This is a genomic window from Arenibacter sp. S6351L (assembly GCF_023016025.1).
Taxonomy (GTDB): Bacteria; Bacteroidota; Bacteroidia; order Flavobacteriales; family Flavobacteriaceae; genus Arenibacter; species Arenibacter algicola_B.
Genome location: NZ_JALKBB010000001.1, coordinates 282,926 through 296,651 on the forward strand (window position 1 = coordinate 282,926; position 13,726 = coordinate 296,651).

The 13,726-nt window shown below is 37.8% G+C and carries 11 protein-coding genes and 1 tRNA gene; 6 read left to right on the forward strand and 6 right to left on the reverse strand.

The window, feature by feature from the left end:
- Nucleotides 1–2: 2 nt before the first annotated feature.
- A complete protein-coding gene (locus MWU82_RS01160) occupies nucleotides 3–389 on the forward strand; it encodes a DUF423 domain-containing protein (RefSeq protein ID WP_215947733.1) in 387 nt (128 codons plus the stop codon).
- A gap of 3 nt (nucleotides 390–392) precedes the next feature.
- Here MWU82_RS01160 and MWU82_RS01165 read toward each other — a convergent pair whose 3' ends face one another.
- The 5 genes from MWU82_RS01165 to MWU82_RS01185 form a co-directional block, all read right to left on the reverse strand.
- On the reverse strand, nucleotides 393–1,925 hold the full coding sequence (locus MWU82_RS01165) for a carboxypeptidase-like regulatory domain-containing protein (protein ID WP_215947734.1): 1,533 nt from the start codon (nucleotides 1,923–1,925) through the stop codon (nucleotides 393–395).
- Nucleotides 1,926–2,063: 138 nt separating this feature from the next.
- Nucleotides 2,064–2,213 (reverse strand): hypothetical protein, encoded by a 150-nt coding sequence (locus MWU82_RS01170; RefSeq protein ID WP_178346947.1) that lies wholly within the window; start codon nucleotides 2,211–2,213, stop codon nucleotides 2,064–2,066.
- A 105-nt stretch (nucleotides 2,214–2,318) separates the two neighbouring features.
- Nucleotides 2,319–4,556, reverse strand: coding sequence for a ferrous iron transport protein B (gene feoB, locus MWU82_RS01175; protein WP_215947735.1), 2,238 nt, complete (start codon nucleotides 4,554–4,556; stop codon nucleotides 2,319–2,321).
- Entirely contained in the window at nucleotides 4,553–4,795 is a 243-nt protein-coding gene (locus tag MWU82_RS01180; protein WP_103438986.1) for a FeoA family protein, read from the reverse strand. Before MWU82_RS01180 ends, feoB begins: the two co-directional genes overlap by 4 nt.
- Nucleotides 4,796–5,013: 218 nt before the next feature.
- Entirely contained in the window at nucleotides 5,014–5,688 is a 675-nt protein-coding gene (locus MWU82_RS01185) for an SCO family protein (RefSeq protein ID WP_215947736.1), read from the reverse strand.
- Nucleotides 5,689–5,851: 163 nt separating this feature from the next.
- Here MWU82_RS01185 and rseP point away from each other — a divergent pair, with 163 nt between their 5' ends.
- The 3 genes from rseP (at nucleotide 5,852) to MWU82_RS01200 (ending at nucleotide 8,014) form a co-directional block, all read left to right on the forward strand.
- Nucleotides 5,852–7,168, forward strand: coding sequence for an RIP metalloprotease RseP (rseP, locus tag MWU82_RS01190; RefSeq protein WP_215947737.1), 1,317 nt, complete (start codon nucleotides 5,852–5,854; stop codon nucleotides 7,166–7,168).
- A gap of 104 nt (nucleotides 7,169–7,272) precedes the next feature.
- Nucleotides 7,273–7,346 (forward strand) — tRNA-Asn (locus MWU82_RS01195).
- A 338-nt stretch (nucleotides 7,347–7,684) separates the two neighbouring features.
- On the forward strand, nucleotides 7,685–8,014 hold the full coding sequence (locus MWU82_RS01200) for a YegP family protein (RefSeq protein WP_215947759.1): 330 nt from the start codon (nucleotides 7,685–7,687) through the stop codon (nucleotides 8,012–8,014).
- Between the two features lie 284 nt (nucleotides 8,015–8,298).
- On the opposite strand, the gene MWU82_RS01205 is transcribed toward MWU82_RS01200, so the two are convergent.
- Nucleotides 8,299–8,910 carry an RNA polymerase sigma-70 factor gene (locus MWU82_RS01205; RefSeq protein ID WP_247094933.1) on the reverse strand — a complete coding sequence of 204 codons (612 nt, stop codon included), beginning with the start codon at nucleotides 8,908–8,910 and terminating at the stop codon, nucleotides 8,299–8,301.
- A 112-nt stretch (nucleotides 8,911–9,022) separates the two neighbouring features.
- On the opposite strand from MWU82_RS01205, the gene MWU82_RS01210 reads away from it, so the two are divergent.
- Nucleotides 9,023–10,192, forward strand: a complete 1,170-nt coding sequence (locus tag MWU82_RS01210) for a FecR family protein (RefSeq protein WP_247094934.1) — start codon at nucleotides 9,023–9,025, stop codon at nucleotides 10,190–10,192.
- A gap of 108 nt (nucleotides 10,193–10,300) precedes the next feature.
- Entirely contained in the window at nucleotides 10,301–13,723 is a 3,423-nt protein-coding gene (locus MWU82_RS01215; RefSeq protein WP_247094935.1) for a TonB-dependent receptor, read from the forward strand.
- Nucleotides 13,724–13,726: the final 3 nt, after the last annotated feature.

The following is a 13,726-nucleotide window of genomic DNA, read 5'->3' on the forward strand; positions in this document are numbered from 1 at the left end:
TTATGGTACTTATAGCTCATGTAATGGGTTCCCTTTATGGTCTTTTAGCGGTGGTATTTGGTGCCTTTGGGGCGCACGCACTAAAAAAGACATTGAATGAACAACAGTTAAAAAGTTTTGAAACAGGTGTAAAGTATCAAATGTACCATGCCATTTTGTTGTTGGTTTTAGGATTTAACTTTAACCTGGAAACCGCCTTGGAACGTTATATGATTTATTGTTTTATTATTGGGATATTTCTTTTTTCCTTTAGTATTTATGGTCTTTCCATAAGTGCGGCCAAGGGGAAGAAGATCAGGATTCTGGGGCCTATTACGCCAATTGGAGGATTACTATTGGTAATGGGATGGGGCTTATTGCTCTATTCCTTTATCCAAAATTTAGTGTAGTATTCAATCAATCTCCACTTGGGCGGTAAAATCCTTAATAGCCTGGTTGGGTTCCAAAATGTTATATCCCTTCCAAAATTCTGGATCATAATTTGGCATATAGGTCGGAAGTACCGTGTTATTTTCCTTAATGGAATTGAATTCTTGTTCCGTGATATCCTCAGTATCAAAAAGGATAAGTTCGTGCTTATTTATGCCGCTGCTGGCCATATCCAATTTTAAGTGAAGTTCATTTTGTTTGTTCCTTCCTTTTACTCGCTTGTTCAGTTCAATTATCTTTAAAGGTCTTTTTATTCCCACTTTTGCGCCCAGTTCCTCTTCCAGATAGCGCAAATAATAAAATCCGTCTTCGTTTTTAGAGAAGATCATTTTGCCCCTGTCCAAATATTGATCCAAGGAAATACCTAAAAGTTTAAAGGTTCTTAATGATTTAACATTGTTGTAATCTAACCGGATAATGGCAAAATCATCGGCATTTATATATAGCCTTCCCTTGTAGTCCGCACCCCTTTTGGGCTCAAAATCCAAAATATACACCGCATCATCGCCCCAATAGGTAAAATCTATCATCTTAAAATCGTAGCGATTGTCTTTGTTGATAAAGTTGAGGTCGGAATCCTTGAGAAAGAACTGTTTTTCCATAATTTTCCCCAAACTTCCCTTTTTAAAGGAGGCAAAATTCTTCTTGCGCTCTTCTTCCTTTTTTTTCTTTTCTGCCAGTTCCTTCTTCAGGGCCTCGGCATCGGTAGAATCGGTTGCGAAGGTCATAAATTCGTCCGCGTCCACTTTAGTGCCAAATAGTCCCGATTTTATTTTGAAATAGGAATCGGGCTTAATATTTTTCTTTAGAATGTCATTGAATTTTTCCTCCAAGGAAGTCAGGTCCAATTCACTTTGCTTATCATAAAGGTCCGAAGCCTTTATTAGGGTCAGTTTTTGGTTGTCCTCTTCAAAATTGCCATAAAAGTCACCTAGGATCTCGGTGTATCGACTGGATTTTCTTGGGATGGAATTTAGTACACTGTCCAAGAATTTCTTGTTTAGGGCCTCTATAGTAGATTCCTTGAACGTATAGTTGCTTTTTGTGAGGGTTTGATGGTAGGAATCCCGGAAAAACACGCGTTTTTTAGTGAGATTGGTACTGTAATTTCTGTCGATATTGATTTTTACCTGTTCAATAAGTTCTTCCGCAGTATATTGTTTATTACTTACAATAACAGGATTTAACTCTATGGGTTTTGCACTTAAAAAAATGACACTTTCCTTGAATTCGTTCAATGGCTTGCCCAAGGCTTCATATCCCATGCATGAAATAAAAAGGGAGTCGGTTTCCTTGGTGTTTGGATCGATCTGTAAACTAAAACGGCCTTCTTCATTGGTAATCACCCCTTTTTTATTGGATAATTGTACGGTGGCGTAGGGTATAGGTTGTTGGGTTGCGGAGTCTTTTACAACAGAGGTAACAATTTGGGCCTGATTGTAGCAAAATCCAAATACAATTAGAAAAGTAGTAATTAAGGTTCTATTTAATAGCATAGAAGAGGTCTAAGGAACACCAAATTAAGGAATTGGAATTCTGAATCCAATGGACTTGTGATTATTTTAAGACACAATTCTACTTTTTCAGCTGGTCGTAATAGGTGTTGAGGGAATTAAATGGGTTGTAATACAAGATTAATGACAACCACAATCCCCATCACCACAGGCTTTGGAGTTTCGTTTTTTTCCTGCAAACAAAGATTTTGGCAATAGGAATTTCTTAACGAGATACCCGAATGCCAAGGCAACTGTGATATAGACCAGTATGTGTTGAAGAATACTCATTTTTATTATTCGTTTTGAACGTTGAACAGATAAAAGTTTAAAGCTGCTTATTTATCTATCGGAACCAAAGTCCGTTACTTTTTTTCCTTTTTTTGATCGTCCGGATTACTTTAAAATCTGGTATGCAATCAATGCTACAATATACGCAAAAAGACTCATAAAAACCAGCTGGGCTGCAGGCCATTTCCAAGTATTTGTCTCCCTTTTTACTATGGCGAGCGTACTCATGCATTGCATGGCGAAAGCATAGAAAAGCAACAAGGATATCCCTGAGGCCAGATTAAATAAAGGTTTTTTTGTTTTGGGATCGATTTCGGCGGCCATTCTGTTCTTTATAGTATCCTCTTCATCACTGCCCACGCTATAGATGGTAGCCAAGGTACCCACAAAGACCTCTCTTGCGGCAAAGGAAGTAAGGACGGCAATACCAATTTTCCAATCATACCCTAACGGGCGCACCACAGGTTCTATGGCCTTTCCCATGTATCCCATATAGGAATTTTCCAGTTTATAACTTGCAATTTCCTGGTGGGTAGCCTTTTCTTTTAAGGCCATTTCTTTTACGCTTAGGGAGTCCATTAGTGCTGTTTGGTCCAAAGCATAGGTTTTTTTCTCAATGCTATCCTGTAAGGCTAATTTATAGGAGGCCATTGTACTTTCAATATTGGTTTTATTAAAATCCGAAAATCCTTGTTTTTCAATTTGCTCTCTTACAATTTCGTCGGCATTTTCAAAATCATTGGAAAAGCCATTGGAGCCCAAAAACCATAGAATAATGGAGATGGCCAATATAATTTTTCCCGCACCCAGTACAAAACTTTTAGTCTTTTCCCACACAGTATACACCACATTCTTCACAAGTGGTAACTTATAATTGGGCATTTCCATGACAAAAAAGGTCTTGCTCTTGATCTTCATAATCTTGTTCAAGATCATCGCCGAAAATATAGCTGCGCCAAACCCCATTAGATACAGGAGCATTAAGGTCAAGGCCTGATAACTTAGGCCCAAAAATCTTCCTTCTGGGATTACCAGGGCAATAATGATCAGATAAACCGGTAAGCGCGCAGAACAGGTAGTAAAGGGGGTAACCAAAATGGTAATAAGTCGCTCCTTCCAGTTCTCAATGGTCCTTGTGGCCATGATGGCGGGAATTGCACAAGCCGTTCCCGAAATTAAAGGCACTACGCTCTTACCGCTTAAACCAAAGGGACGCATCAATTTGTCCATTAAAAAAACAACCCGGCTCATATAGCCAGATTCCTCCAAAAGGGCAATAAAAAAGAACAAAAAGGCTATTTGGGGAATAAAAATAACGATTCCACCTATTCCAGCGAGAATTCCTTCCGCTATCAAATTAGTAAATACCCCAGGGGGTAAAGTGTCCTTGACCCATTCACTGGCAGAAGCAAAGGATTCGTCAATAAAATCCATTGGGTAACTGCTCCAATCGTATATGGCTTGGAAAATAGTCAGTAGGATGACGAAAAATATAAGATATCCGAATATTTTGTGCGTCAAGATCTTGTCCAAGGTGGCCCTGAGACCTTTGGCTGCGTTAATATCTACCTTATAGGCCTGTTTTAGGATACCGTTTATAAATTGATACCTAAGAATGGTTTCCTTTTGTTGAAGTCGTTTTAATTCGGATTTGGATTTGGTGGCAAAAGAGGCGGCAATGTTGATCGGATTCTTTTCTATGGGCATAAAATTTACATCCTGTGTAATAACCAGCCATAGTTTGTAAAGATCTTCTTTGGGGAAAGTGGCCTTTAGTTTTTCAAAATACTCGGGCGCAATTACCGTAGTGTCTACATTGGGGGTAATGGACAGATTTTTATAATCGGCGATCAATTCTTTGATTCGGTCTATACCTGTCCCTTTTCTGGTACTTACCAATGCAATTTTGGTATCCAGCTTTTCTTCCAATAGTTCAATATCCAGGGAAATACCCGTTCTGGACATACGATCGGCCATATTGATGACCAAGATCACCGGAATTTTAAGGTCCTTGATCTGTGTAAAGAGAAGAAGATTTCTTTTTAGGTTTTCAACATCGCTTATTACGACCGCAACATCCGGAAAATCCTTGTCATTTTTGTTGAGCAATAGTTCTACAACTACGCTCTCGTCCAAGGAAGTAGTATTAAGGCTATAGGTACCTGGGAGATCCAGGATATGGGCCTTTACACCCCTGGGTAATTTACAGACCCCTTCCTTTTTTTCTACGGTAATCCCTGGGTAGTTCCCTACTTTTTGTTTTAATCCGGTAAGTTGGTTAAAGACCGAAGTTTTACCAGTATTGGGATTGCCTATAAGCGCAACCTTGATCTGTTTGCTCATAGTGGGGAATCTTCAATAATTTCTAACTCTATTAAGGCGGCCATGGAACGCCTAATAGCGATATGGGTGCCGTTAACGTTAATGTATATGGGGTCTTTAAGAGGGGCTACCTGTACCAATTCTATTTCGTTGCCCGGTAGACAACCTAGTTCCAATAGCTTAATGGGAAGAATTCCATCGGCAAATTCCTTGATGATTCCCTTTTGCCCTCGCCTTAAATGTGCTACAGTTGTAGTCAATTTTTATTTAGATTGATTTTAATTAAGCACAAAAATAAAAGAAAAAGATGAAGTAAGAGGGTAAAACTATAAAAAGTTGATGCTTTAATGGTCTGTTGCTTCGGAATGATGCCAAGTAGCTATTATTTTCAAAGAAACAGAGTTGGGACTTGGAGTTTTGGATTAGGAAAGGCAATCTAATATTTTGATCTTTTCATTTTCTTGAATAACTTGAACTATCACTCTTCATAGCTTGATTTCAATATTTTCAGATCGTTCAGTAATTTCTCCATTTCTTCCGTTTTGGTACCGTCGTAGAATCCCCTTATCCTACGTTCCTTGTCTACCAGAATAAAGTTTTCGGTGTGGATCATATCGTAAGGACCAGCATCGCCATCGGTCTTAACGGCCATGTAAGATTTTCTGGCTAGTTCATAGATCTGCTTCTTGTCGCCCGTAACCAGATTCCATTTGCTATCCTTGACCCCTTTTTCCAAGGCATATTTTTTTAGTTGGGGAACGGAATCAATGTCAGGGGTAACCGAATGGGAAAGCAGTAGAATGTCATTGTCGTTCATAATTTTGTCCTGAAGTCCGGCCATATTTTTTGTCATTATAGGACAAATAGTAGGGCAGGTGGTAAAGAAAAAATCGGCAATATAAATTTTGTTCTCGTAGTCTTTTTGGGTCACCAATTTTCCGTTCTGATTGGTCAATGCAAAATCGGCAATGGTGTGGTATTTTTTTACGTGCTGCAGGGTGCTGTCCACCAATTCGAAGTTTACCATGGCTGGTTGATAGACAGGCAGAATTTCTTTAGGTTGAAGGGCATTGTAAAAGAGGGTAATGATTACAGCCGAAACTATCAGAAGTACAATGCCGAAGAATTTGAATTTGGCAAAAAACGAACGCATTTTTTTTTGGTAAAGGTAAGGTAGACGGCAATATATTTCAAGCAACTAAAGGGCGATCCCTACTAAATGTTTCTTAAAAAGACCTTTGGGGGAATAGTTTTTTTTTTAAGACCATGTAATAATGTACTTTTGTGCGTTTTTAAAGTTTTAAAAAAAATACTTAATGACGTTAGCAATACAGATTGTACAGTTTGTACTTATCATATCCATTTTGGTGATCCTTCACGAATTGGGCCATTTTCTTCCCGCAAAATATTTTAAGACGAAAGTAGAAAAGTTCTATTTATTTTTTGATGTCAAGTTTTCCCTTTTCAAGAAGAAAATTGGGGATACTGAGTACGGAATTGGTTGGTTGCCCTTGGGCGGTTATGTAAAGATAGCCGGAATGATCGATGAGAGTATGGATACCGAGCAAATGAAGCAGGAGCCGCAGCCCTGGGAATTCCGCTCCAAGCCGGCTTGGCAACGTCTTATCATAATGACAGGCGGGGTTATTGTAAACTTTTTGTTGGCTTGGGTAATATATACTACTATGTTGGCAAGTAATGGTGATACCTATATACCGTCCGATAATTTAAAATATGGAATTCTGGTGGACTCAATTGGAGAACAGTTGGGGTTGAAGACCGGAGATCAAATTTTAATGGTGGATGATAAGAAGACCAGAAAATTCAACGAGGCGGTTTTAGATATCATTCTTGGGGATGAGGTAACGGTTAAAAGGGATGGCCAGGAAATTACCGTTCCCTTGTCGGATGAAGGCAAGGAGACCGTTTTTGCTACCCAGGGTAAAAATTTCTTGGATTATAGAAAAAAGGCGATAATTGCTAAAGTGGTTCCCAATTCGGTAGCCGAAAAAGCAGGCCTATTGCCAGGAGATGAAATAATTGGGGTAAATGGGGAGTCCACGGAGTTTTGGGATGAATTGGTAACAAAAATAAAGAGCTCTGCCAATCAGGAATTAGACATTAGCGTATTAAGGAACGGTACTACCAAGCATTTGGGATTGACTGTTCCCGATGAAGCTGTAATAGGGATAGAGTTGGATATTACCGATATTAGGGTTACCGATAATTATAGTATTCTTGAGGCCATTCCTGCGGGCTATAAGCGTACCATTCAGGTATTGACGGATCAAATAAGGCAATTTAAGGTAATCTTTAATACCAAAACAGGTGCTTACAAACAGGTTAAAGGACCAATTGGAATTGTAGAATTAATGCCGGAAACTTGGAATTGGACCTTCTTTTGGAACTTTATGGCCATGTTCTCGGTTTGGTTGGCATTTTTAAATATTCTGCCAATTCCGGCATTGGACGGGGGGCATGTAATGTTTTTATTGTATGAAATAATTTCTGGTAGAAAGCCTAGTGAAAAAGTATTGGAAACCGGCCAAATAATTGGTTTTGTTATACTTATGGGGCTTATGGCAGTGGTATTTGGGAACGATATCTGGAATATCATCAAGAAGTTTTTATAGGGGAAATAAATATTTTTAAAATTTAGGTGCAAAACAGCCATTTTTTGTTTGGCGTATTTGAAAAAACATTTATATTTGCACCCGCTTAGGCGATAAAAATACACTCCTCCTTAGCTCAGTTGGTTAGAGCATCTGACTGTTAATCAGAGGGTCCTTGGTTCGAGCCCAAGAGGGGGAGCAAAAAATAAAAGAGCTGCACGAAAGTGTGGCTCTTTTATTTTTACCCGTTTGGAGCGAGAAGTTTACCCTGAGCGGAGCCGAAGGGAGCCCAAGAGGGGGAGCAAAAGTGGAAATCCAACTTATGAAAATAGGTTGGATTTTTTTGTTTAAGGCATATTCTACAGTGTCAAACGGATTTTGACCGATTGTTGTGTTTATGCAAAAATTGTCCAATGTCTTCTATAAACCAAGTTCTTATTATGTTTTATAACAGATCTTATCGTGGGCGCTAGATCATTTATTCAAATGAACGTCAAAAAATATATTATATTTAAGTCTTAAAATAAAATATTACAAATGGGAAAATTTGAAATTAAAAAAGACAAATCCGGACAGTTTCGGTTCAATTTAAAGGCATCCAATGGACAGATCATTTTGGGAAGTGAGGCGTATACTACCAAAGCAGCTTGTGATAACGGGATATCATCCGTAAGAACAAATTCGCAAGAAGATGGCAGATATGAGCGCAATACGGCCAAAGATGGCAGCCCATACTTTAACCTCAAGGCATCCAATGGTCAAGTAATCGGCAAAAGCGAAATGTATTCAAGTTCCTCTGCCATGGAAAATGGTATTGCTTCTGTTAAGAAAAATGCACCTGAAGCTACAGTTGAGGATAACTCATAATGGTCTTTGGAACAACAACAGTACATGTTGATAATTACCAGGAAAGGCAGTCATAAAGGCTGTCTTTTTTATTTTTTAACCATTTAGTAAGAGAGGTTTACCCTGAGCGGAGCCGAAGGGGGCTAACAAAAACGGGATCCAATCTATTTAGTAGGTTGGATTTTTTGTGGCAATTAAGCATTCTTTATATTATAAGGGCTTTTTCAATAAGTTCTTTATAAGCCACTTAAACAATGTTCTAATTGTTCAATTAATGCATACTATGGAAGAGAATATATTCGGAGCTATTTCTTTCCAATAGATAGTTGATCGTTTTTTAGGGTTCTAAATATGAGGAATAGAACCTGATGCATTTCCTCTCCTATTGATTGCCTCAGGATAGAAAAAGCTTTAGTGATATGGGCCTCGACCGATTTAATAGATACTTGCTTATATTCGGCGATTTCTAAATTGGTGAGTCCATCTTGCTTACTTAGTATAAATATTTCTTTACATTTTGGAGGTAGGTCCTGAATTGCCCGTTTTACTAATTTTATTCTTCGTTCAAAGGCATGTCCATCTTCATTTTCTACCATGGTGGTAAGGGCATCAATATATTTTTTCTCTAAGGGAACTACTAATTTCTGTTTGCGGTATTCGTCTATAAATTCGTTGTAGACCGACTTATAAAGAAAACTCCTAATTTCAAAATCGGTTTTTAACCGATTTCGTTTCTTCCAGGTACGAATAAAAACATTTTGGACAATGTCTTCAGCAGCTTTCTCATCATTTATAAGACTATAGGCATAAATACATAGCTTATGATGGTACGTATCCACTAGAAACGTATAAGCATTGGAATCCCCTGATTTCAGAGCTTCAATCAATTGTAGGTTGTCAAAATATTCGAATGGCATATGGTAATTTGGTAATAATAGTCGGTTAATTTGGGCAATTTATAAAAAAATGCATTTAAAAGTTAGGGTATTGTAAAATTGATACGTATTAATTGTAAATAGTACGTTTCTAATGAGCAATAAAAAAGCAAAGGAGCTAATTACCAAATTCCTGACACGTCAAGCCTCGGCAGCCGAGTTGGATATGTTAGCAGTATGGTTGCAAGATGCTGAAAACGAAAAATTGTTCAAAGACTATGTCCAAACAAATTATGCCATTGAACACGAAATGAGACAATTTGATCCCAATAGATTAAAAACCAAATTGCAGCAATTAATGGACGAAGAGATTAAGGCTGTTAGACGAAAAAAGATCCGTAAAATTATTAACTATTCGGCTGCAGCAATTGTCACGGTTTTATTGGCCACTGGCTATTTTCTTAAGAACAACAGTTTTAATGAGCCCATTGAAACGAAACCCAGAATAATTAGTAATAATATTAATGTTGGATCTAACAAAGCCACTTTGACCTTGGATGACGGTTCTCAAGTTGTCTTGGGAAAAGGGAACGCCTATAAAACACAAAATGTTCACAGTTCTGGTGAAAAAATTGTCTACGGAACAGACAGAAGTAATATTGCAAAAGAGGTCTATAACTATTTAACTGTACCAAGAGGTGGGCAGTTTCATCTGATATTATCTGATGGTACCGAAGTTTGGTTAAATTCGGAGTCCCAACTTAAGTATCCTGTGTACTTCAAAAAAGGCCAAACCCGTAAGGTAGAACTGGTATACGGAGAAGGATACTTTGCTGTTTCCCCGAGTACGGAACATGAAGGTTCAAAATTTGTAGTTTCCAACAAATCCCAAGAAATTGAGGTGTTGGGTACCGAATTCAATATTAAGGCCTATAAGGAGGAAGCAAATATTTATACCACCTTGTTAGAGGGTAAGGTTGTAGTTAGTACTACAAATGGAAAACGAGAACTGGAACCCTCACAACAAACGAACTTAAATCTTAATGATAACAGCATGCAAGTTGCTACCGTTAATGTTTATAACGAGATTTCATGGAAAGACGGCGTTTTTAGTTTTAGAAAAAAGCCTCTAGGGGAGATTATGAAGGTGTTATCGCGCTGGTATGATATGGATGTTAATTTTGAAAATCCTGAGCTGGAAAAAGCAGGGTTTAACGGAGTGTTGGGTAAAGATCAGAAAATAGAAGATATATTGAATACTATAAAAAATTTCAGAGTTATAAAGGACTATGAAATTATTAATAAAACAATACTCTTAAAATGAAAATAATTTTTAAAAAAGGGAGCGAAGGAGAACATTTAGCGGTGCATCAACTTCGTCCCTTTAAAGCGTATTACTTAAACCAATGTCTAACCAATACCATGTAAATTTATGAAAATTAAATTAATTCAGTCCCGGTCGTTTGTCCGGATGCGGGTGCTATTTATGATGATGAAAACCTTTATTTTTTTATTGTGTACAACCGTTTTTGGGATAACTACGGAAACATCATTTTCTCAGGAGAAAGTAACTATAGATGCCGACAAGGTAGTTTCTGTAGATGAGGTCTTTGATATTATTCAAAACCAGACCAAGTATCGTTTCTTATACCCTGACGATCTATTTGAAAATGCTCCACAAGTACAATTGAAGAAAGGAGAGATTGGGGTGGATGAGCTTCTAAAACAAAGTTTGTCCAAGAGTGCTGTTGAATTTGAGCTGTCCAGAAAAAATCGCATTGTGATTCGGGAACGGCATACCAATACCTTGCCTACCGCAGAAGTTTCGCTGCAGCAGCAACAATATGAAGTTTCGGGTACTGTGACAGATCAGGAAGGTCAGCCCTTGCCAGGTGCAAATATTGTTGAAAAAGGAACATCCAATGGGGTAACTGCCGATTTTGACGGGAATTTTTCAATTCAATTGGAAAGCGAGAAAGCCACATTGGTTGTGTCGTATATCGGATTTGCTTCAAAAGAAGCGCAGCTTGATGGACAAGCTTCAATAACTATTGTGCTGGAGGAATCTGCAGCCGGATTGGAAGAAGTTGTAGTCGTGGGTTATGGCACTCAGAAGAAAGAGACTGTCACCGGGTCTGTGGCTACTGTTCAGTCCGAGGATGTTACGGTAACGCCCTCTCCTAATCTACAACAAAACCTTCAAGGTAGATTACCTGGGTTAAACCTTAACCTAGGCCAAGGACGTCCCGGAGCCGATGGTTCTACAATAAATATTAGAGGTTTTGGAGCTAATGGCTCAGGAGGTAATCAGGGGGAAAGTCCCTTAATTATTGTTGATGGCTTTCAACGCGACTTTTCACAACTTGATCCAAACGAAATAGAATCGATATCTGTTTTAAAAGATGCGGCAGCTGCGGTATATGGAGTTAGGGCCGGTGCCGGTGTTATTTTGGTCACTACTAAAAGAGGTAAATTGGGAAAGCCCGTGGTTACTTATAATACCACATATTCACTTGCTGATTTTACGAGTTACCCTAAGTTTGCAGATTACCAAGGTTATTTAAAAGCTGTTTTACAGCATAGGGATGGTAGTAATGACGGGGTTGTTGATAACATTACTAGTGAAAGATTGGCATTGCTAGAAGCGGGGGATCCTGGGACGGATTGGTTTGATGTAATTACTAATCGTTTTGCTCCACAGGCTCAGCACAACTTAAATGTAAGGGGGGGTAGTGAAAAAATAAAATACTTTACCTCAATAGGCTTCTTGGATCAAAAGACAATATGGGCATCAGGAGATTTTGGCTATGAGCGTTATAATGGTTCTATAAATCTAGATTTTGAGGTTTCAGACAATCTTTCTGCTGCGGTTCAATTAGGCTGGAGACGTGAATTACGAAGTTCCGATAGGTCTTTTGAGTCAAGTGATTTATTTTCCATTGGTTGGTCTAATCCAGCTTTCCCTAGTTCTTTGCCAGATCCGGATAAAGTGCCTGGAGCTAATATTGATAATCCGCGTAGTCCACTCTCAGCTACTAGGAGAGATATTGCAGGTTATGATGATACCAGAACAGATAATATTAATGCTTCGGCAGAATTAACGTATAAAGTTCCTGCTATAAAAGGGTTGAGTTTTACAGGAAGAGCTGGTTATTTACAAGTTTATAGATTTCGTAGTGTTTTATCAAAGCCATACGATTTATGGTACTTAACAGATACTGGTTATAAAAATCAAGTTGGTAGAGAGCAAACTACATTGAGTGAGCAAACCTATAGATTTGAACGCTTAACTACCAATATAAGTGCAAATTATAATACTAGTTTTGGAGAACATAACTTAAATGCACTTCTACTTTTTGAAAGTATTAGTGAGCAAACAAGAGATTATAGTGCTAACGGAAATGATTTATTGTCTAGTGCAACTCCCTTTTTATTTGCTAACAATCCAGATTTTGCCACTGTGTCAGGCGGAGGATCAGAATTAGGAAGGTCAGGTATTGTTGGACGTTTAAATTATGACTATGCAAGTAAATACCTATTAGAGTTGTCTTTTAGACAAGATAAATCATCATTCTTTCCAGAAAATTCTAGAACTGGTTTTTTTCCAGGAATATCTGCTGGTTGGGTACTGTCTAAAGAGAATTTCTTAAAGGAATCAAAGGCAATAAACTTGTTAAAATTAAGAGGGTCCTATTCTCGCTTAGGAAATGATGGATCAAATACCTATGATTATATTGATGGTTATGAACAGTTAAGAGGCGAAGACGGATATGTTTTTAATGGAGATTACCAATCTGTAATACGTACGTTAGGTATTCCTAACCCCCGTATTACTTGGCAACTAAGTGATTTGTACAACGCAGGTTTGGAAATGAAATTTGTGAACAATAGGTTGGGACTAGAAGTTGATGCGTTTTACAGAAAAAGAAGTCAATTGTTGGCTTTAGATCCTGGAGTGGTAATTGTAAATACGTCAGGAGCCCAATTACCTTTTGAAAATATAGAAGAAAGAGATAATAGAGGTTTTGAAACTGCATTAAATTTTAGAGGGGGTAAGGAAGATTTTAAATATAATTTTTCTGCAAATGCTTCTTGGTCTAGGGAAAAATGGGTAAAAAACTTTAGTGACCCAGAAGAATTTATTACTGAGGACAGAGAGCGCATAAATAAACTAAGTGGCAATTGGATAAATAGAACTTTTGGCTATGCTTTTGATGGCTTTTTTACACAAGAAGAAATTGATAATTTAACAATAGATTATTTTAATGGTCAAAGTCCTAACCTAAGAGAGGGTGATATTAAAATAAAGGATACTAATAATGATGGCAAAATTGATCAAGATGACCGAATACTAATAGGTCGTAATACAGTACCTGAGATCTTATATGGTTTTAACACAGAGCTTAAATATAAAAACTGGGATTTTACTATGTTTTGGCAAGGGGCTTCCAATTTTAACCAGAACTTTAGCGGTCAACAAATAGGTATTTTTGTGCAAAATAGCGGTACTGCCACACCTTACCAATATATTGTAGATAATTTATGGACAGCTGAAAATAATGGAGTTGGGGCAGAATTTCCTCGGGATTTAACGGGTCCTACCAATAGTTTAACGCTCGATAAATACTTTATGGATTCTGGTTACTTACGCCTAAAGAATCTCGTTGTTGGTTATTCTCTGCCAAATGAAATTTTGGAGAAATCTGGAATTGATAATATAAGACTATCAGTTAGTGGAACCAATATATTAACCTTTGATAAATTAGGTGTATTTCCATGGGATCCCGAAACGGGGGGTGTTAATAATTACCCCGCACAACGTCAATATACACTTGGTTTAAACGTAAGTTTCTAAAAA